The organism is Kitasatospora sp. NPDC059327 (assembly GCF_042752535.1).
In the GTDB taxonomy this organism is placed as follows: Bacteria; Actinomycetota; Actinomycetes; order Streptomycetales; family Streptomycetaceae; genus Kitasatospora.
This window is the reverse complement of the sequence record NZ_JBHYYB010000072.1, coordinates 17,200-39,583: the sequence shown is the minus strand read 5'-3', so window position 1 is coordinate 39,583 and position 22,384 is coordinate 17,200. Positions and strand designations below refer to the sequence as shown.

Here is a 22,384-nt window from a genome sequence, read left to right as displayed (position 1 = left end):
CGACCAGATCCCCGCGGAGGGGCCCGGTCCAGAGCGGCCCGCAACCGCAACCGCGCCCATCGAGGCTGAACCGGACCGCCTGCCCACCCTGGAGTCGGACACGGCCGCCGTCGCCCCGGCAGCGGTCGACGATGGCGACCGGCCCCGCCCCGCCGAGGTGATCTGGATCGACCACACCGGTCCCACCGCTGAACTCCACGGAGTACCCAAGCAGGGCGACGACGAAGCCCAGGCCGCCTGCGGCGAAACCCAGTTCGTGTGGGCGCCCAGCCGCGGAGTCCACGTCCAGACCAGCAACACGAGCCGCTCCACCAGCCTGTACAAGTCCAGCCTGTTCGTGACGGCGATGCTGGCGCGCGGCCGCACCATCGCGGTCCGCCAGGACCCGGACACCCCGCCCGGCCCGGCCGACGCCACCGCTCCCGAACTCTGGTCCGACCAGCGCCAAGCCCTTCACAGCACCGAGATGGAGCAGCGCAAGGCCCGCTGGTCACCCATCGACCTGAGGGTCGGTGACGAGATCCTCGCCGGATCGACACCCTGGTGGCGCCGCGTCACCGCCGTCAACGGCGACGACATCCGCACCTACGGGAACGAGCCCGACGCCTACGCCAACCTCTGGGCGGTGCGCCGCGGCGACCACCTCCTCACCGTCGCCGACGCGCCCAGCACCGACCAAGGCACCGCAAGGCCGCTGACCGGCCCCCTCACCGACCTGACGGACGAGCAGATCCACAACGAACTCGGCCAGCTCGACCTGCCACTGGCACAGCCCGGCCACGCCGCCTACGTGGCCGCGCGCAAAGCCACGCTGAGCGCCAGCCTGGAGCGCCGCCACACCATCCGGCGCGAGAGGGAGCAGCTGCGCGCCGAACGCTCCGATCACCAGCGCACACCTGCAGGCCGCAGGAATCTCGTGTTGGACGAAGACGCAGAACCACTTGGCGCCACGGCCAAGGCCGGAAAGGTGTTCCTGTCCCTCGACCGAGACGGCCACCCCCGCAGCGAGCACAAGACCCGCCAGGGAGCACGGGACGCGGTCTACGACCGCGCCGACTTCGCGGCCGACCGCGCCCCGGCCGGCTGGAGGCCCACAGCCTTCGACGACCTTGAGCCAGGCACGGTGCTACGCCTCCCAACCCGTCGTCCGCCATCCGACGAGTCCGACCGCGAGATCCTCTGGTCCGAGCCGCTAACCCTGCTCTCGGTCACCCGCAACGACACGGGCGAGATCACCATCGAGGGCACCCGGGACGCGCTCGCGGTCACCGAGACGGTCCCGGGACCGCTGCGCCGCCACGGAGCCATGCGGCCGGCCGAAGGCGATGTGGCCTACACGGCCGACCAGCTCGCCCGCCGCGCTGCCCGCGCCTACCTCCGTGGACGGCAGGGACCGCGAGCCAGTTACATCATCACCACCCGCATGACCACGTTGGTGACCGCGGCAGCCGCTGCCGTCAAGGCCGCACTGGAGCGACCACTCGGCAGTCAGCAACTGGCCGAACGTCTGGACGCGGTGGCCGTCGCGGCGACTGCGGTCGCCGCCGGGGAAACCACCGGGGATTCCGACCTGCGGGCCGCGTACACCGAGCTGGCGACCGGCGCAGCCACCTGGGCCGGTCGCGTCCGTGACCCCCTTACTATGCCGGACCTCCCACCCGCCGGGTCTGCGCCTTCGGCCGTCGACGACGGGGCTGAACCGCTCGCGCCTCTGCCCCAGCCACCGGCCAGCGCGGAAGCTGACCTTGATGTCCCTTCCGCACCCCAGCCGGAGCCGACGGCCGACGAGGACACCGTTGCGCGTCCGATCGCAGAGGGAACCCACCTGCTGACAGAGGCGGACCAGGGAAGCGCGCGGCAGGAGGCAGCGGTCACCCACGCACAGGGAGCCCCATCGGCGGAGCGGTCTCTCCTCATTCCGGTCGACGGTCTGCCTGGCTTCAGCATCCGCACCCTCGTCGACAGCGGCGAGGAGCAGCACGAGCTGGTCTTACCCGACGATGGGACCGCGGCCACCTGGGACTCCGCCGTCGGTCACACCGTCGACGGTATGCGGGTGAGTCCGCAGATCACCTTCGGTGTCCGTGGCACGGACGGATGGGTCCCGGTTACGAACGACGCCGGGTTCATCGGCTCCGTGCGCCGGGCAGCGGAAGGCGAGTGGTCGGCCCGGCTCAGCGACGGCGCCCCGTTGGAAGGAGCACCGTTCCACCGCCAGGCGGGCGCTGCCGCTGCGCTGCACGCGGCAGCAACCCAAGCGATCGCCCTCCTCCCTCCTCGGACAGAAGGCGAGGTGGTGGGTGCCGAGCAGACCACCGAGGGGTCGGGGCCGACTGAAGTCGCTGACGGCGCAGAGCACGCCAACGGCGGCCTGGGCGCCGGCCATGAGTCGCCGGTACACGACGCGTCCGCCGCAGCAGATGAGGCCGTGTCGGAGGGCCCTGACGGCGCGGTGGCCGCCTCGGTGCAGCTCACCACCGAGGTCGATGCGGCAGCAGGAAGGCCGGCGGAGCATGAGCAGGAACCGGACCCGAACGCGTGGAGTAACCGCATCCAGATCACCACAGCTGGGCGGGCGACCCATATCACCGGGACGGGACAGTCGGGCTTCTTCGAGTTGGAGGATGACCTCCGTCAGGTGCTGCGGGACAACGGCTTCGGCTTCAAGAAGAGCGAGAGCCGTTGGACATACAGGCGCCGTGACCGCAGTGGCCTGCCGCGCATCCTCGACAAGATCCGCGGCTACCTGGCGGACATGGACGAGCGTGAAGCGGCTGCCGCCGCGAAGGCCCTAGCCGTAGAGGCGGGCACGGAGTATCCGCCCACCCCACAGCAGCAGAAGATCATTGACGCGTGCCTGGCTGGCCTGGACGTCGCCGTCCAGGCCCTGGCCGGTACCGGCAAGACGTCCACACTGCTGATGGTCACCCGCCGCCTGCCAGACAAGCGCATCGCCTACATCGCATTCAACCGGTCCATCGCCGACGAGGCGAAGCGCAAGATGCCGCGCAACGTCACCGCTGACACCAGCCACGCCTTCGCCCGAGCCGGACTGAAGGACACACCGATCGAGCGCAAGGTCGCCATCGCGCGCACCCACCCCGGCGCGCGCCGGGACAAGGATGTCGCCGCGGCCCTGGGCATCACCCGGCCCCTCATGTTCACCGGGGGAGAGGTCGACCCGGAGGACATCGCGAAGATCGCGATGCAGGCGGTACGCCGCTACCGTGAGAGCGCGGACGACGAACTTGGCCAGCAGCACCTCGGCCAGTGGGGCCGCACACCCGCTGCACCTGGCCTCCTGGACGCCGCCCGCCGCGCCTGGGCGGACATCACCGACCCCCACAGCGACAAGATCGTCTTTAACAGCGACGACTACATCAAGATCTGGGCACTCACCCGGCCCCGCCTGCCCTACAGCATGATCCTCTTCGATGAGGCGCAGGACATCAACCCCGTCCTGAAGCGCGTCATCCAGGACCAGCCCACCCAGACGATAGTCGTCGGGGACAGCCAGCAGTCGATCTACTCCTTCCGCGGTGCGATCGACGCGCTCAAGGACTGGCCCGCCGACATCGTGCTCCCGCTCACCCAGAGCTGGCGCTTCGGCCCGGAGGTCGCCGCCGTCGGGAACGGCTACCTGCAGCTCCTGGGCGCAGACCTGGAGCTCCAGGGGAATCCGTCCCTGGCCACGAGGATCGGCCTCGTGGAAGAGCCCGACGCCATCCTGACGAAGACCAACATCGGCGCGGTCGGCGCGGTCTTCGAGGGCCTGGACGCGGGCAAGCGCGTCGCGATGGTCGGCGGCGGGACCGACATCAACCTGATCGCCAAGGCCGCGAAGGACCTCAAAGCCGGCCGTCGGACCAAGCACCCGGAACTGAGGGCGTTCGAGGACTGGGACGAGGTCCGCGAGTACGCAGAGTCCAACGACGACGCCAAGGCACTACAGACCTTCGTCCGCCTCCTTGACCACTACAGCCCCGACGACATCATCGACATGGTCCGCCAACTGGTTCCGGAGGACGCCAAGGACCCCGGCCAGAAGCCGCAGTTGACCGTTTCCACCGCCCACAAGGCGAAGGGCCGCGAATGGGACCAGGTCCGCATCGGACCCGACTTCCCCCAGCCCAAGGAAGACACCGAAACCGGCGAACTCGTTCCGCCGGGAGGCGAGGACCTGCGCCTGGCCTACGTCACCGTCACCCGCGCCAAGAAGCGCCTCGAGCTCGGCTCACTCGACTACGTCCTGCGTGTGCCCGGCGCGATGCTCCGAAAGCTCAGCGACGGCGCCGGCGTTTCGGCGCTGCAGAAGGACGCCGAGCAGCTCCGCCAGGACGAGATCGGCGCCACGCCGACGCCCCCGCAGGGCGCCCCGACAGCCTCTGTGCTCGCCCCAGCTGTTCCGGATCGGCACTTCGAACCGGCACGCCGGATCGTGACCGGGCCGCGGACCACGATCACCCTCTCCGCCCCTACACCCGACCGGCTCTCCGTCACCCTGACACCGGACGATGCCGCGCCGGCGATCCAGCCGCTCCCCGGGATCCCCGTCGACGAGTTGCCGGGGACAGCCCTGCCGCTGACCGTGGTGGTGCCTGCATTGGTTCGGCCCGCGCACCGGAACGAGCACCTGGTTGAGACGAGCGAGGTGACCGCCTGGCTCGACACGGTCCTCGCCGACGAGCCGCTCGATGCCGCTTGGAACAGTGCTCCCGTGCGCGGGGCGCTCGCCTCCGCGATCGCGGAGGCGATGAACGACATCCTCGCGCCGTCCGCCGACGACCTCGTGGAGTGGATCGCCAACGATGTCGCGCAGGATCCCGAGCTGGTCCGGCATGTCGAAGCCGGCGATCTCGACCGGTTCGCCCAAGCGCTTGCCGACACCGTTGACGACCTGCTCTGGAACGGTGCGACGGAGCATCACCTCTGGGCCTACCTGCGCGACGGCGTGGCCGAGGACGTCCTTGCCCGGACGACTCCCCGGGCCTGGGAGAAGATCCGGACAGCGGCCCTGCAGCCGGCCGACACGGTGCTTGGTGCCCCCGAGCCGAGCACCGGCGGATCTGCCGCGGCCCCTGACCCCGCAGCTGTCGAGGCGGAGTCAGAGGCTGCGGTGGCGCTGCAGACGGCTTCTGACCCCGATCCGGCTAATGGCGTGCCCGGCGCGCCGGTCCCGATGGTTAGCGCAGGGGTCCCGGTGACATCGCGTCTGGCCGGTGCACCTCCGGTGCCTGGCGAAGTGGCCCCGCCCCACGACGTCGTGTCCTCGCACTGGAACCCCACCGAAGGGGGCCAGGTCTCCAACGTCGCTGCCCAGCGTGTGCTGGCGGCGGGCGCCGACCACGCCCGCAGCGCCGAATACCTGCGGATGCTGCAGGTCGCCGAGCGGCTCGAGCCGCTCGCGCAGTTCGACGCCAACTGCCGGCACTTCTGGGAGCAGAACCTCGGCCAGGCCAAGGCCCCATGGGTGCGGGCGCGGCAGGCCAAGGCCCTGCGCGGCGACATCGAACGGGTCGGCCAGCTCGCCCTAGCCGACTACCTCACACGGATTAACGACGCGGGCTTCGACCCGCAGGCTCTGAAAGACGTCTTCTTCGGCGACCCGCAGGGACCGCAGACGCGCCGGTCGGGCATCGCGGGCGAGACACGCCACCACGCTCGTCTGCGCCAGGTGTTCGCCGAGCGCCTGGTCACCGCGCGAGCCGAGGCTGAGAAGGAGAGCGACGACCCGGACGCCGTCGTGGACTTCCTGGGCCACATCGCCGGCGCGGCCCCCGCGCAGGACGCCGGTGGCCTGCCCTGGCTGGAGACCGTGCTGGACGCGGCACTCGCCGAGGCCTATCTCGCGTACGCCCGGGCGCACCTGAGCGAGGACGCAGCGAACTTCGCGGACCACCTGCACCGTGACGCGGAGCTCAGTGCCCGCATCCAGGGCACACCGCCGATTCCGCTCCCCGAGAAGTCCCGCTGGGTCGCGGGCGCCGACGTGGAACCCGGCGCAGTCATCCGCAGGCACCGCGACGGCCAGTGGGACAATCCTCAGCTGGTTGAGGCCAACTACGGCCACAGGGTTGACCTCGCATCGATATTGGAGGCGGGAGGATCCTACGGCGGTGACTGGGGCCGGCACTCGCACGTCGCCGTCATCGACGGGGGCCCGGATGGTAGGGCCGCCAAGCGCAAAGTCCGGACGGACAAGCGCCTGCGCGAGAAGCTTGAACGTAACCGGGCAGCTTGGCGCGAGCGGCAGCAGGAGCCGCCCGTCGACCGTGACGCCGGCCTTCCCGTCTACGGGGAGGGTTTGTTCAGCGAAAAGCACCGCCGGACCCTCACCCGGGCCGTTCTGATGCTCTCCGTCCAGCGCCCCGGCCCTGGGCCGGCCACATCCGCCGAGCCGTGGGTGCCACTGCGGTGCACCCCGGCCGACCTCGTCCAGGGGAGTTGGTTTCTCAGCGGCGGCAGCCACGCCAAGGCCTACCAGGTCGACGCCAGCGGACTCAGCAGGAACCTGCACCAGGTCATCGACCCCGTCATCGGCCCGGACCTCCACCTGAGCCCGGACGAAGAGATCACCGCGCTCGTACCAGCGCAGGATCTGGTCCTGCCCGGCGAGCGCCTGGCCGTGACGGCGCAGACCGTTGAGCGAGACACCCGCCGACTGGCCGCCGCATCGAGCACCGAGGGACTGCAGCTCGACGATCACGGTCACCGGCTGATCGACCTGGACCTGGACAGTGGCACGGGGCGGGTCGTCGATGCGAACGGCCACACCCAGGGCTGGATCCGCACCCGCAGCCACCGAGGCGATCGTCAGTGGTGGGCGCAGGACGCACGCGGTGGCACCCCCGCGGCCGACCGGTGGAGCGCCCCAGTGGGCGCCGCCGTCTGGACCGCCTGGCACACCTCCAAGCCGCTTCCCGAGACAACGCGGTTCCTCGCCGCCCCCGCCCTGAACGCCGACCAGGTCCAGCAGGTCGCTCCGCTGGCCGTCGCCTGGCGCACCAGCAACGATCCCCATCTCGCCGAGGCCGCCACCGCGTGGTCGCGAAACGCTACCGCCGGACGGCCGCTGTCCCACGGAGGCCTGCCGGTCACCAGCGCCCACCTGCACACGCTCGCGGACGCCGCACGCGAGGCCGCGGACGCCGCCCAACCGGGCACCAGCCCGAGCGAGCTGCTGACACAAGTGGCCCAGGCCCTGCGCGCCGAAGCACAATCCCTCGACGCCGCCTTCACGCCCCTGCCGCCACCTCACGAGCCCGACCCACTGGTCGAGCTGCCCACCTCAGCGAACCTGCACGGGCAGAGCGGCCTCGATGGCCGGCCGAAGGAAGTCCTGGCACACCAGCTCGTGATCGGCGACCTCGTGCGCGCGCCCTATCTCATGGCCGGGGAGAGGGCATGGGCTCAAGGGCGGCTCACCGGGTACTCGACAGCGACGGTTCGCTCGCACGAGGGAACCGTGACCGGACACCGCCTGTGGGTCGACGACCCGGACAGCCTGGACACTCCGTTCGTGCCGTTCGGCACCCGGGTGCAGGTCCTCACCCAGGAGCAGCTCGCCCAGAACGTCGGCGCTCCCGTCCGACCGGCGGCCGTCGCCGAGCCAGTCAGTCCGACAGACCCGGCACCCGCGGGCTGGCGGCCCCTGGACCAGGTGCCGCAGCGCCTGTTCGCAGGTGACATGGTTCGCGTCCGCCGCGGCGACGGCAAGGACACCTGGTACGAGAACGTCACCGTCCAGGACGGCCCCGACCACGACTGGTACGACACCGTGGGACCGCACATGCGGTTCTCGATCACGCGCGTCGTGGCCCTGCCGGAAGCGGACACCTGGTCGCTGCCGCCCACCGAACAGGTCCTTCCCAGACTCGGACCTACCCCCGCGCACGCAGTGGACAAGAGCGCGCCCACGGAAGCCACCGCACCTGTGGCCGAGGGGCCCGTCCCGCTTTCGCCCGCGGAGGACGACTTCGGTGTCGGCACCGCGCCATACCGTGCCTGGGCCGCAGGCGACCCTGCGTACTTCCGCACGGCAGACGGGTCGCTCGCACGCGGGGAGTTCCAGGAGGTCCAGTGGCCGTACTACGTGATGGTCGACGGCGACGGCACCTCGCACCAGGTCGGCGTCCGCGATACCTGGTACCGGGACGACGAACCGGTCATCCCGCCTTTCTGGGCCGAGGCCGTGCCCGAAGGCTACGGACCGGCCCGGGCGTCCGACGTCGCCATCGGTGACGTGGTTCTCACCGTCGAGCACCGCAACGAGAAGGCCGAGTTCGGGATCCCTCGCATCGTCACGAGTCTGGACCTGGGTCCCGGCGGGCTGTACGACATCCATCTCTCGAACCTCGGCACCAGCACCAACGGCCACACTCTCCGTCTCGCCCCCCGCGAGATGGTCCCCCTGTCCCACGACTCGGCCATTGTCGCCCGGGCCACCGCCCGGATGAAGCAGCCCGACATGCGGGAGGACCTCGCAATCGGAAGGCGCGGTGCGGCCCGCAACGCCGACGCTGTCTCCAAGGCAGCAGCAGACGTCGCCGCCGGACGGATCCCGGACTTCCTCACCCCGTTCCCAGCCCAGGACGGCTGGGTACCCGGCGACACCGTCGAGATCTACACCCGCGACGGCACCCACATTCCGTACTGCCACGTCACCATGGCCGAGCACGCGGTGGCCTGGTGGGTCCGAGACCCCGAAGGACACGACCACCTCGTGCCCCAGGGACGGATTCGCGCCACCGCCCCCCAGGGACCCGCTCCGACGCCGGACTGGGCCGCGCAACTGCCCGCCACCAGCCGCATCCTGCGCGCCGACGAACTGCAGCCGGGCCAGATCGCCCGCGCGGTCCGACCCCCATACAGCGGAACTAAGCTGTTCGGCTGGCCCTTCCTCGTGGCGGGCACCGGGCCCGAACGCCGCGGCGCGACGAACCTGCGCCTCTACACCTGGCTTCCCGAGGAAAACCTGGCATCCTCCTCCGCAGGCCGGCATCTGGACGGCGTCCACCCCCGCACCGAATACGTCGTCGACGCGGGCCCCGACGAGCAGGACCTCGCTTCGCGCCTGCTCGCCGAACCCCGGGTGCAGGCACACCAGCAGGCCGCCGCAGAGCGGACAGCGCTGATCCGAGCCCACGCCGACGGCAACGCGATCGCCCCGACAGGCGATGAGCCCACCGAAGCGCCCGCCCCCGAGGGATGGCAGGAAGTCGTCGGCGACCACCTCGCCCTCCAAGGCGGCGAAAGGGTCCGTGTCCGCGGACGCGGCAACACCTACCTCTCCACGCGCATCGGCCCGCTCACCGGCCGCGAGCACTACGAGAGCATGACCCCAGGGTTCCCCTTCGTCTTCCCCGCCTCGGCGATCGTCGCCATGCCGGCAGGCGCGCCCGTCCCGTACCGGCCGGGCACCACGTCGGCCAAGCGTCAGGAACGCCAGGCCAAGGCCCAGACGGCGGGGCAGGAACAGCTCGACTTCGACAACCCCGCACCGACGGCGACGACGGCGGCGCCCACGCCTCAGGCAGGCGATCAACAGCTCCCCGCCCCAACTGTTGCGCCAGGACCGGCCACCACGATTCCGGCCGGCGGGGCCGAGGTTCACGAGAGCGAGCCAGCTGCGGACACGCGTGGCACCGCTTCCCTGCCCTCCTTGGTCCGGATGGAGCGCCACCACGCCAGCGCGGCCACCATCACCGTCGACGGGCTGCGCTTCTCCGCACAGCTCACGCAGGACCAACGCGGCGCCGGGCAGTGGACCCTCTCCCTCGGCGGCTCGACATCCCTCGCGACAGCCCCGGACGCCGAAGGCCTGGTACCGGAAGCCGTGCGTCACGCGGCCCAGCTGTTCGCGCTACCGGCGGACACCAGCCTGTGGCCCGAAGCACCGACCGCCGACGAGCAGCAAGAATGGCTTCCCGGCCCCAGACTGCTGTTTACCACCAGCGGCCGGACCTACGACGTCGGCACCGACGAGATCGTCCACATGGCCACCGCCGACGGCACCAACTTGGAGGCGGCCAGCCGCGAGGAGATGCTCCACGTCCTGCGCCGCCACGCCGCGCCCCGGCGGGGTACCGCCGTCGACTCTCTGCTGGAGGAATCGGAGGGCTACACACCCCCCTTGATGAGCCGGGTGTACATCTCCGTGGACCCCGGCACGGGAGCGAGCGAGTACAGGATCCGTCAGTCGGACGGTGCCGGACTCATTCCCGTCGGCGGCTCCAGGTTCCGGCGGGCGTCATCCAAGCCTGCCAGCGACATCGCGGCAGTCCCCACAGACCGGGCGGAAGCGTTCGCCGGCAGGTCCGGGTACCGCATCGCGGGAACCTGGGAGATCGTCAACGAGACCACCAAACGAGCACTCCTCGACTTCGCGCAGCGCACGCCGGCACCGCAACCCACCACTGAGCCGGCCCTGCAACCCGCCACCGAGCAGGCCGTCGTGCCGACACCCGCAGAGCCGGCGCGCGCCGCGGTCCAGGCCGAGACGCAGCTGTGGATCGAGCACAACGGATCTGTCACGCGCCTGCACGGGGTCGACCCCAAGGACAAGGAGTTCGACCAGGTCCGCAAGGCTGTCGGCGGGTTCAGGCGCGTCACCTCCGACGGCCTGGTGCGGTACTGGGAGCTGCCGACGGCCTGGAAGCAGCGGGTCAAGCGCGATACACGGGTCACGTGGTTGGTCGAGCGTCTCGCCGACCTGGGACGCGAGATCCCCGTCTATCTCGACGCCGCCGACCGGACGGGGGCGCTCGAACCCGGCGGCCGCCACAGAAATCCGCTCGAACAACTGACCACCGACGAACGACGCGGACTCGAAGCCAACACCGCTGACGACCGCGCGCGCCGCTGGTCGCCCGTTGACTTCCGGCCCGGTGACGAGATGCTTCTCGCCAGGGGCTGGTGGCAGACCGTCCGCACTGTCCAGACCACCTCCCTCGACACTGGCGACTCCGCCCCCGTTCGGACGGGATGGGTGATCGCCCGCCGCCGGGCCGGCCGGATCACTACCGCCGACTCGCCGGTCCCCACCGGCCATGCCCGCCCGGGCTCGCTCGACCCGGCCAAGATGACCTCCGCCGAGGTCACCGCAGAACTCACCAGCCTCGACCTGCCCGCCGAAGACCCGACGCACGAACCGCTCATCGAACGACGGCGAGCCCTGCTCGCCCAGCGCGCCGAGCACCACCACGGCCTCAACGTCAGCCGTGAGCAGGAACGCGCCCAGCTTCGCGGGTGGATGGCCGAACCCGAGCAGGCCCCCCCGCACCTGGTGCGGGTCACCGACGAGGCCGGCGCGCTGGTCGGCTGCGTCGTGCCGGCCAGCAACGGCTTCGCGGCCGTCGATGTCGACGGCGGCTCCGCGATGGACATGATCTTCGGAGCGATCCCGGACGCGATCGCAGGCGTCCACGAGCTGCGCCGGCGCCACGAGGACCGGTCCCCGGCCGGCTGGAGCTACGCGGCCTGGGCCCAGGTCGCCCCTGGCGAGAGCGTTCGGCTGCCCCTCCCGGAGATCGCCGGCCGAGGCGAACTCGCCGTCGCCCCCGATCGCTGGGGCGAGCCGTTCATTCTCCGATCGGTCGAACGGGCCGCTGACGGCTCGCTGACTGTCGGCGGCGAACAGCACGGACAGACGTTCACCGAGCAGGTCCCCGCAGACACGGCGAACCTGGGCACCTCCCGGCCCGCCGACCCGGCGACCCCGGTCGAAGGCGGCCGCAGCTGGCTCGCCATGCAGGAGCGCGACTTCGGGATCCCCGCCCCGGCTGCCCAAGAAGCCGCGGACCCCTTGTCCGCCGACCCCTACGGCACCCCGCTCATCACCGTGGTCGGCGCCGACCAGGACACACCGCTGGTCGCCGGAGAAGCTGAGATCCCACGAGACCAGACACCGCCGGCGGCAGGCCCCCAGCACTATTCGGCCGCGGCCGCGGTCCAGGACACGCCTGGGCTCCCTGACACGCCCGAGCACTCCGTCATCGAGGCCGAGGAACGCCAGGGGCGCGACCAGGCCCGCTCCGAGCCCCTTCCTGGCCAGGACACGGCGACGGACAAGGCCGATGAGGAACCGGCTGGCGACGCGAGCGAGGCCGACGCCCCCGACACAACCGCGGCCGCCCCCGTACCCAGTCCCTTCGAGTTCGGGGAGGAAGTCCACGGCCACCAGGGTCTCGTCGGCCGGTTCTTCGCCGTCGACGACGAGGGCAAGGCCCACGTCCAAACCGAGGACGGCTTCACCGCGCGGCCGGTGGGCGAGCTGTGGCGTCCGGAAGGAACTCCCGCGACCCAGCGCTCCCGCGAGCACTGGCCCGCAGCCCTGGCCCAGGCGGCCACCACCGAAGGCATCGACCTCGCCGACGACGGCGCCCGCCTCTCGCACCTCGACGAAGTCGCCGGCTACGGACTCGTCACGGACCCGGACGGAAATGTCATCGGCTGGATCCGGGCACGCATCGGCCCGAAGGGGCGCCGCTACTGGTGGGGACAGGACGCCCGCGGCGGCAACCCCCACCTCATGCAGTGGCACGACGCCATGCCCGACACCGTCGGCATCCCACAGTTCCGGGCCGCCAAGGCCGCCGCCTACGACCACGACCGCGGCCTGAACAGCGACAAGCGCCCCGTCCTTCCCGGCCAGGCCCACGAGGAGCTGACACTCACCGAGGCCCGGGTCCGCGAACTCAACCTGCTACACCTCCCGGCGGACCGCGAGGACGGCCCGGAGCCGATGACCTTCAGGCCCGGAGTGTGGTTCCGGTACGTCTTCAGCTCCGCACACATGCGCGCCTACGCCGAAGCCGCGCGCAGCGCCGCCGCCGACATCGTCATCGACGACAGCACCCCAACGGCGGAACGTCGCCGCAAGCAGGTCCTCGAGCGCCTCGCTCAGTGGCTGCCCCTCAAGGCCCACGAGGCGGAGACCCGCCGCGTCACCCTGCCGCGCCCGGGCGAGCCCGACCCATGGGCCGCCCCCCATCAGGACAACCGACAGGACCAGACCCTCGACGCCGCCGCACCGGCACCGCAAACCGCGCAGACACCCGAACCGGCCTCCACGACCAACCCCGCCAGCGGTGACCCGTCAACCTTCACCCAGCCCTCGGAAGAGGAACCGGTGGATGAGGCACTCCCGATCCCCGAAGCCGCCCGCTACATCGGCCGGCCCGGCCAGCAACTCGCCCCGCTCCTGGCCGAAGTCGCCGAAGCCGGCATCGTCAACGGCGCCACGGGCCCCACACTCCGGGTCCGGCTGCGCACCGACGCCGGCCAGTCCCTGGTCCTGTGGAACCCCGAAGGCGGCCCCGCCGCAACCGGGGACCAAGTCCTCGTCAGCGGCACCGTGGCCAAACACTCGCTTCTCGCGGGCGAGCCACGGACCGAACTGCAACGCGCCCGAATCGAGCTGGCCGCCAACGCGCACGAGCGGGCCACAGCCCGCCAGGCCGCCCCTGCCGGATGGATCGCGATCACCCACGGCCGCGTCCCTCCGCAGCTGGCGGTCGGCGACCAGGTGCGTGTCATCGACCTGGATGGCCCGTTCGCCCGGCTCGACACACCAGCCACACCGGGCAGGTACTCGCCGCGCATGATCCGGCCCGCCACCACCAGCTACAGCACGGTGACCGTCGACTCCGTCACCCAAGACCCGGTCGGTGACCGCTACACCGGTCACACCCGGCACGCCCGCAAGATCGAATTCTCGGCCGCGGACATCGCCGCCATCATGCCCACGACCCCGCAGCCTCCCGCTCTCATTCCCACCCCCGCACCTGCCCCGCCGGCTTCGCCGGCGGTGGAGGTCCAGGCCGCGCCGGAACCGCAGCCGACGAGTCGGCCCGACGGCGCCGACCTGACGCCCGCCGAACGCCGCCGCCTGCGCGCCGTGCTCTCCGCCCTGCCCTTCGACCGCCGGGTGGCGCTCTGGGCCGCGCAACCCCTCCAAGCGGGCGACGACGTCCTGATCAGTGACAGCGACTGGCTGACCGTCGCCGACGCCAACCTCAACACCCTGCGCACCACCAACGGCGAGTTCCACAACGTCGCCGCCGTGTACGCGGCACGGCGAGGCACCCAGATCACCACCGCCGCCACCGTCCCACCCCGGGACCAGCAGACTGCCGCGCCCGAGCGAGCGGCGGAGTCGCGCCTGGAGGAGGACGGCCCCTTCACAGACCCGGTCACCCTTCTCGGTGCCCACCAGCGACTGAGGCAGGCACTGGTGGTCCTCGATGCCCTCATCGGCAAGTACGAGGTCACGGCGGAGGAGGCGTCGAAGAGCGTCCTGGCGGCTGCCCGGTCCGACTTCGGAGCGGCTCCCGCCGCCGCCCTGACAGCGGAGATCCTGATCCCGCCGGCAGAGATGGTCGCAGCCGCTCGCGTTCTGGCCGGCCACCCGGACGACGCGACTCGCCATGCCGCGCAGCGGGCCTCGCGCGACAAGGACCACAACATCCGGATCGAGGCGAGGATCGACGCCGGGCACCCGCTGAAGTCGGTTCGCAGGGCGGCCCGCGACCTCCACACCCTCGCCGGACACTTTGCCGGACGCCTGGAGGCGACGTCCGGAGCCGACCTCGGCACACTCGCCGCCGCTGCGGCGGCGCGGGCGACCGGAACCGAGCTGGAGGTTCCCGAAGGCTGGGCGTTCTCCGCGATCCCCGGATCGCTCGGGCAGGGCCAGGACGTCCGCGTACAGAACAGCGACGGCAGCTACACCGTCGCACGTCTCCTCGATGCCGGCCCCGGTCCTTGGCAGGCCACCGACCTTCTCACCGGGCGGCCGCGCACCATCGAGGCCAGCTCCGTCGTCGCACTTCCGGCCGGCCAAGCGCCCGAGGGCCCCGACGGGTCCGGTACCGAAGCGGACCCCGCCGGTGTCCTGAGGAGGGCGGCCTCCGGGGAATGGGGGCGCACCATCGCTGCCCTCGCCCTCGGCGCCCCCGAGCGGACCAAGGACTTTCGCCGAGCCTCCCAGGCGCTCCACCAGCTCGCCGGCTCCCTCCGCTCATGGGGGGCCGCCGTGCCGGAACCCATCGCCCTGCTCACCGCCCCAGGCACCCAGGCCGATGGCCCCGAGCTGCCGTTCTTCGACGACGCCGATCAGCTGAGGGAGCACTACCGCGAGCAGCCGATTCCCCGCGCACACGACCAGCGCGCCGCCCGGATGCGCCACGAGGAACGCATCCGCCTGTCTGCCGACGAGCACTTCTCCCTCTCCGAAGGGGGACGCCTGGTCATCATGCGTGCCGGAGACAGGCCGCTCAGCGGACGCCCGAAGCGGGGCCACGACGTGGGCTGGGAAGTCCGGTTGCCGTGGTTCCTGGCGAGGATTAACCACCCCGGCAGGATCACCACCCGTACCCACGCCCAGATGATCGCCAACGCGCTGGAGTCCATCACCAACGCGGACGGCAACCCATTCTCCTGGGACGCCCCCGAGGTGGACGAGCTCATCGAGACGTTCCGCGACCGCGAAGGTCGTGACTTGGCCGAGGCCATCGCCCACACCCTTGCCGTCACCCCCGGCCTGGACGAGGACGCGACGTTCGCCCGCACCGCGGCCCACCTGCGGGCCCACCGCGAACAAGGCTCCCCGCCCGCACAGCCCCCAGCCCCGAAGTCGCGCCCGCGGAGCACCGTACTGACCAGGCCTGTGCCCCGGCCTCCGGACGCAGCAACCCCCGTCATGCCCAGCACCGAGACACCCGCCCCCCGAACAACGCCTGGTAGCGGCCAGAACGTGACAACCCCCGACCACGTGATGACCCCGGCCCCGGTCAAGACGAGGACGGCCGAGCGCTCCGAAGGAACCGCCCTTGCCGAGGACGCCCTCCGCACGCCGGAGCCTTATCCAGAAGACGGACCCGCCGCAGCCGCCGAGCCAGCCGCGCCCGTTGCTCCTTCACAGGAGCAGGCGATTTGGCAGATCGCGCCCGGCCACCCCGACGCCGTTCCCGACCACGCCGCCCCGGACAGCCACTGGCCGAGCGTCGAGTCCCGGGGACACGAGCACCGCGGCGCCTGCCTGCGCTGCCCACACCGGGGCCCCGTGCGCAGTGACCAGGCGAGCGCTGTCGCGGACGTGCTCGACCACACGCACCCCGGCTGGCGTTCGACCCCCGTCTTCGCGTCGCCGTTCTGGATGGACGCCGCCAGCCTGCCGCGCCGTGTGCGGGACGCCGAGGCGTGGGCTCGGGCCTCCCAAGCCGTACTTCCGGACGGCTGGGTCGACTCCGCCGGTCCCGTTCGCGTCCATGGCGCGGAGCAGGCTGTCAGGCCGCCGAGCAGCGGCAGCGGACGCTACGAGGTCGTCACGAACGAGCCGGTCCACGTCGCGATCACCCGGAAGAAGGCCGGCCAAGGCGTCCTCACCTTCCCGCCGACGCCGGGCATCACCCGGCCCACCGACACGGAGGGTGCACGTCCACTGCTGGCCGCCGCGGCCGAGCACGCGGACGACGAACGACACGACGCCCTGCAGACGGCGCGCCAAGCCAAGACACTCGCCCCGGTGGCGGACGGCCTGTTCGTCACCTTCTACGCGGACAACGGGTGGAACCTGATGCCGGCCGGCGGCGCCCTCACCCCCCTGCCCCCCGCCCTGCGACGCTTCGAGAGCAAGGGAGAGGCCCTTCGGTTCGCCGCCAGGGCGGCGATCCTCCTCCACACGCCACCGCTCGCCGGCGCCACCCCGCCCCTCGACTTCGCGGACCCACAGTTCGAGGAAGCCGTCACCCGGCACCTCGCCGACACCAGCGCGCACCCCTCGACTCTGACGAACCTGCTGCTGGCCACCCGAGCAGGCCTCGAGCGGGACCTCCAGCGCCCCGGCTCCCACTTCGTCCGTGAACGGGCCCCGTTCGAGACAAACCCCGACCGGGCAGCCCCCCAGGACGGCCACGCCTGGGCCGACGAGCTCCGGCAAGGCCACTGGATCTCCATCACCCTCCCCGGCCACCCCACCCGACAGGCAGCCCGGATCGTCACCGCCGCCACAGACACCCTGGGCGCCGTCCACCTCGACCTCGACATCGACGGCACCCCGGCCAGCCACACGATCCCCCGCAACACCGCCATCGCCCGCGCCACCCGCCCCCAGCCCGTCGCCGCGCAGCCGACGGCGGCTGCGCCGGGAGTGATTGCGGGAGCAGAGGCGTCCCCCGAGGCTCCAACCGCGGTGGGGGAGCCCGCCGCAGATCCCTTCGACATCGTCGAACAGCCGGGGGCTGCGCCGGAGGCGCCTGCGGGTGCCGTCGGCGTCCCTGCGGACTCCGTCGCGGCCGAAGAACCCCCTGCGGACGCAGCCGACACCGCCGATGTCGTCACACAGTCGACGGCGGCTGAACCCTTTCCGGAGTCCCAGGACCCGGCCACCGTCGTTCGTACCGGACTGCTCGCGCGACTGGAGGAGTACCAGGACGTTCTGGACTCGGAGCCGGGCATGGCCCGCTTGGCGCGCGACGCCGCACCGGGGCCGGTCATTGACGAGCAGGTCCTGCACCTGGCCGTCGTCCTCACCCCCGACGGTGTGAAGGTGGCCGCCGCACTCGGCCACAAGCCCGGCCCGAACGCGGCAGCGTGGACGGCAACCGAGCTCCGGGCCGCCAACCCGACCGACCTCCTTTCCGCTCTCCGTGTCCCTGCGGTCGTCGAGCCACAGACCCAGCCGGATGCTGTAGTCCCCGCTCCGCAGGCCCCGACACCGGCCGCGCCCGCCAGAGAGCGGCTCCACCAGGTCCTGGCCGCCGCCCAGGACCTGCTCGCCACCAGTCTCAGCACGGGGGCACGGTCCGAGCCCGCCCGCCGCTACCTCGCCGAACGGGGCGTGCCCGCAGAGGGCCCCGTTGCCGCGCACTGGGGCGTCGGGTACGCCCCCGGTGGCTCGGGCACCTACGTGACCGCAGCCCTGCGAGCCCGGGGCTTCACCGACGCCGAGCTCCTCGCCGCAGGTGTCAGCGCGGAAGGCGACCGGGGCCTGTTCGATGCCCTGCGCAACCGAGTGACGTTCCCCATCCTGAGTGGCGACGGCCGCGTGATCGCCTTCACCGGCCGGGCCTTGCGCGCATCCGACACCAACCGCAAGTGGGTGAACACCCGCAACACCGCGCTGTACACCAAGGGCGAGGCCCTCCTCGGCCTTGGCCACCACCGCCAGGCCCTGGACGGCCGAGGCCCGTTCGTCATCGCGGAGGGCGCCTTCGACCTCGTGGCCGTGGGCGAGGCCCTGCGCCGCGCCGACCGGCCGGCGCCGATCCCCGCCGGGCCGTGCGGAACCGCCCTCACAGAGCAGCAGGTACAGGCCCTCGCGGCCCTGGACCGGCGACGCGACATCGTCCTCGTCTTCGACCCGGACGAAGCCGGCGACAAGGCACTGCGGGCCGCCTGGGACCTGCTCAAGGGCTGGCGGGGGCGCGTCTACGCCGTCCGCCTGCCCGCAGGCAACGACGCGACGGTCAAGAACGACCCTGGCCGGATCTTCGAAACGCAAGGCCCCGAGGCGCTCTACTCCCTCATGTCGAGCAACTATCAGCCGGCCCTCGACGCCGTTCTCGACGCCGAACTCGCCCCGCTGACCGGCGACCCGGTCCAGGCGTGGAAGGCGACCGAGAAGGCCGTCGAGCTGATCCTCGCCTCCGGGAACCCGCAGGAGATATCACGCCAGCTACCCCGCCTGGCTGTCCTGGGCCTGGACCTGGAGACGCTGGCGGAGGAGATCGAACGCGAGCTGTCCCACCTCGCCGACCAGGCCCTGGGCGATGCCTCCATGCGTGAACTGCGCGCAGCCCGGGCGGCAACGGGGACCACCGCCCACCCCGACCGCACTCAGAGGCCGACCATGACCACACCAGAAGCCACTGCGCCGGCCCAGCCCCAGCAGCCCGACGCCAATCCACCTGCGACACACCAGACAGAGCCCCTGCCAGCACCCGAGCCCTTGGCGGACCCGGTGCCGCCCGCCCCCGCGCCGGTCGGCTCACCCGCATGGCTGGCCCACTGGGCCGAGCGGCTCCCCGAGCAACTGCCTACCAGCGTCGCCCCGATCGAGCGTGTGCAGTTCCTCAACCTCGTGCGGGACCTGGCGTTCCGCCTCGGCGACGGGCCGGACCACCTGCCCGGGCTCCGGGAGCGGGTCCTCGAGGCCACGGAGATGTTCGCGCGCGGCGAGGGCGACCAGGCGGTGCGTCATCTCATCATCGCGGCCGGCGACCACCCGACCTATGAGGAGATCGGACGCGTCCGGCAGATCCTCGACCAGGCCGACCACCAGCAAATCCCGGAGCACGGAAACCGGTCGGAACCCGGCCCGACGGAGGAACCGGACGTGACAACTCCCATCCCCACGGGCAGGGCAGGCCAGAGCGACGCCCCGTACCGGCACGTCATGGGCAAGCCCAGCGGAGACCCCGAAGGCCCGACGTTCGCCACCGGCCGCGAGATGATCACCGACGAGCTCAAGCGCACCGACCTGACGCCCGAGCACCGCCTCGAACTGCAGGAACGCTGGATCCTCAACGCCCACGGCGAGGACAACGAGTGGCGTGCGACCTACGGCGAACCCGTCGACGGCACCTTCCCCGGCACGCAGCGCCGCGTGTGGATCGACCGCGACTTCACCGCCCCCGAACCAGCGCGGCTCGTAGCCGGCGCCCCCGCCGGACAGGACCCCGTGGCCGCGCGACTGGCCCTGATCCGTCACCTCACGACGCGAGCAGCGCAGGAGGCCAAGGATCGCCCCGACGTCGCGACAGCGTTCCGTGACACGGTCCAGCAGCTGCGCCTGGAGGTCACCGGCCGCCCATCTGACCGGCCCGGAGCCCCGGCCCTGACCGACCCGCCGCCCGACCTGATCATCAAGGCGACCCGTATCATCAGTCTCTCTGCCAGCGCCTCCCCGCTCGCGCTCTGGGCCGGACTGGGGACCAGCTACGTGGCCACCGAGAAGCTTCTCGACGCCATGGAGAAGGCCGGAGTCGTCGGTCCGTTGGCTCCGGGAGGAGCGATTCGGACGGTCAGGCGACGCCCGGCTGCCGAGGGCGGTACAGCTGGTACCCCCTCGCCGTCGCAGGCTACGACGTCGGAACAGGCAGCCCCGGCCGCGGGCACCACCACCGCACCGAACTCGGCCGACAACCAGGCAGCGCCGATGGACCAGCTCGTCGACAGCGCAGCCACCGCGATCACCGAATCAGCGGCCGGCACGGAAGGCGCCCTGGAGCAGATCGAGGTCCTTCGCCGGGAAGTCGCCGCGCTCCGGTCCCATCTCAAGCAGATGTTCACTCCGGAGGACGCCGCAGCCACCCGGAGCACCGCCGACCCGGAGAGCCCCGCCACGCTCGCCGAGGCCATCGGAGCCGTCGAGCGGGACGCCGCCTGGTACCTGAACATGCCGCAGTGGCTCCATATCCAGAGCGTCCAGGTCGCCGCCCTGGACGCCTGGTCCACGATCAGCGAGCACCTGCGGAGCGCGCCCGGGGACCACCGCCTCGAACGGCTGGCCCGGGCCGTCACCGCCCTCGGCGCCCAAGGCATCGCCTCCGCCGCGTTCAGCTTCGGAAACGAACTCGCGACTCGCGGTCACAGCGGCTCTCCGGCCTGGACAGCCCTGCGTAACCTCTACCGAGCAGCCGACGCACTACGCGCCCGCGTCCTGGGACACAGCCCCTCACCCCGCGATGCCCAACTGCAGATCGCGATCGAAGGCGACCTACAGGCCGTCGCCAAGGAAGTACGTACCGAACGGGATGCCGCAGCGCCCGACGTAACCCCCGAATACGGTCCCGCGACAGCGCAGACGCCGCCCGCGCCCGCTCCTGAACAGGCCGACGAGCAGGCACTGCCCTGGCTGCGGCGCGCAGCAGAGGGAGTCGGCACCTGGCTGACGGACATCGACCGGCGTCTCGGCAACACAGCCGACCAGGCGTGGAGGGGGATCATGTCCCTCTGGAACCGCATGACCGACGCCCTCCAGGCAGCCGCAGACAGCGGCGAGAGGTTCGGCACCGACCTGCGCTCCGTGGGCCTCTTCAAGACCCTCTGGCTGCGCGCCGTCGAGAAGGTCAGCGACCTCCTCACCGACTACACCACCCGCCGCACCGCCGGCGACCAGCCACCCACCCGCACCGACGAACTCGCCCGCAGCGCCCGCCACCGCCTCGAAGAGCACCGCGAACACCTCCGCGGAACCCTCCCCACCAACCGCGTGCGCCCCGAGGGCTACTACGACGACACCTCCTTCCTCAGCCGCTCCCGCGCCTCCCAGACGCTGCGCACCGAGCGGCGAGCCCTCCTCCAGGAGCTCGAGCAGCCGAACCTCGCGCCCCACCAGCGGCTCGCGCTCCAGGAACGCTGGATCCTCAACGCCCACCGCGAGGACACCCTGGCCGCCGGCCACGCCCAGGTCGCAGGGACACCCGAGGCAGCCTGGCAAAGCCAGCTGCCTCTACCCGAACACGCCGCACTGCGGGAGCCGGCCGAGCTGGTCGCGGGCTCCCGGCCCACGCCCGATCCCATCACCGCCCGCGCCGACCTCGCACGACACCTGGACGCCCGAGCTGACCAGCTCCGGCGCGCCGAGCCCGAGACGGCCCGACTCTTCACGGACATCGCCCAAGGCATGCGCCGGGAGATCACTGGCCGGCCCCTGGCCCTGAGCGACGAAGACGCCTTGCCCCCGGAGAGCTTGCGAGCCGCCGCCCGTATCATTGCCGAGGGCGCACCCGCCTCACCCCTCATGCTCCGGGACCGGCTCGACCTCAGCTACGCCGACGCCGCGCGCGTCCTGCTTGCCCTCGAAGGCGTCGGCGTCGTCGGTCCCATTCCCCCGCAGCAGCAAGGCGTGACCCTGCGCCCGACCCTCGTCAGGCCCGACCAGATCGCCGACCTCGACCAGCGGATCAACGCCACCCTGCCCGCTCTGTCCGGGCCGCCCAGCCGGCAGCATGCCGACCCGGCGTCCCCGGCCGACCTGACGCCAGCCGAAGTCCGCTCCACCCTGCGCGCCTTCGCCGAGGACCACCTGCGACGTGTGGGACCGGACACCTCGCAGGGCAAGGTCACGAAGAACCTCCTGGAGTCCCTTGACCCCGCGGCACCCAGGCCGGTCGTACGCAACACCCAGAGTAGGGCGGCGGCACCCGTGGTCCTGGCCTCGCTGCAGGCGGCCGCCGCGACCACCTCCGCGGCCCACCAGGACCTCGCGGTCATGAAGCAACTCGTCAAGGACGCCCTGCGAGGCGATGCGCCGGTCGCCGCGGCTGCGGCCGGGCGCGGCTCGGCCAGCAGCCGTCAGGCCAAGGCCGGCACCCGTCCGGCACAGCAGCAGCGACCCCAGCCGCCCGCGGCCGGGCGCCGCCCGGTGGCGGGCGGCTGA

Annotated in this window: 1 protein-coding gene (cut by a window edge); it reads left to right on the top strand. The window is 71.8% G+C overall.

Translation table 11 applies throughout. The features are described from left to right. A protein-coding gene (locus tag ACFXHB_RS32410; RefSeq protein WP_380578330.1) for a DUF6349 family protein crosses the window boundary here: on the top strand, positions 1 to 22,384 show its 3' portion. The gene continues 5,816 nt to the left of window position 1, outside the view; the window shows 22,384 of its 28,200 coding nt (coding positions 5,817-28,200); its start codon lies off the left edge, out of view; the stop codon is at positions 22,382 to 22,384.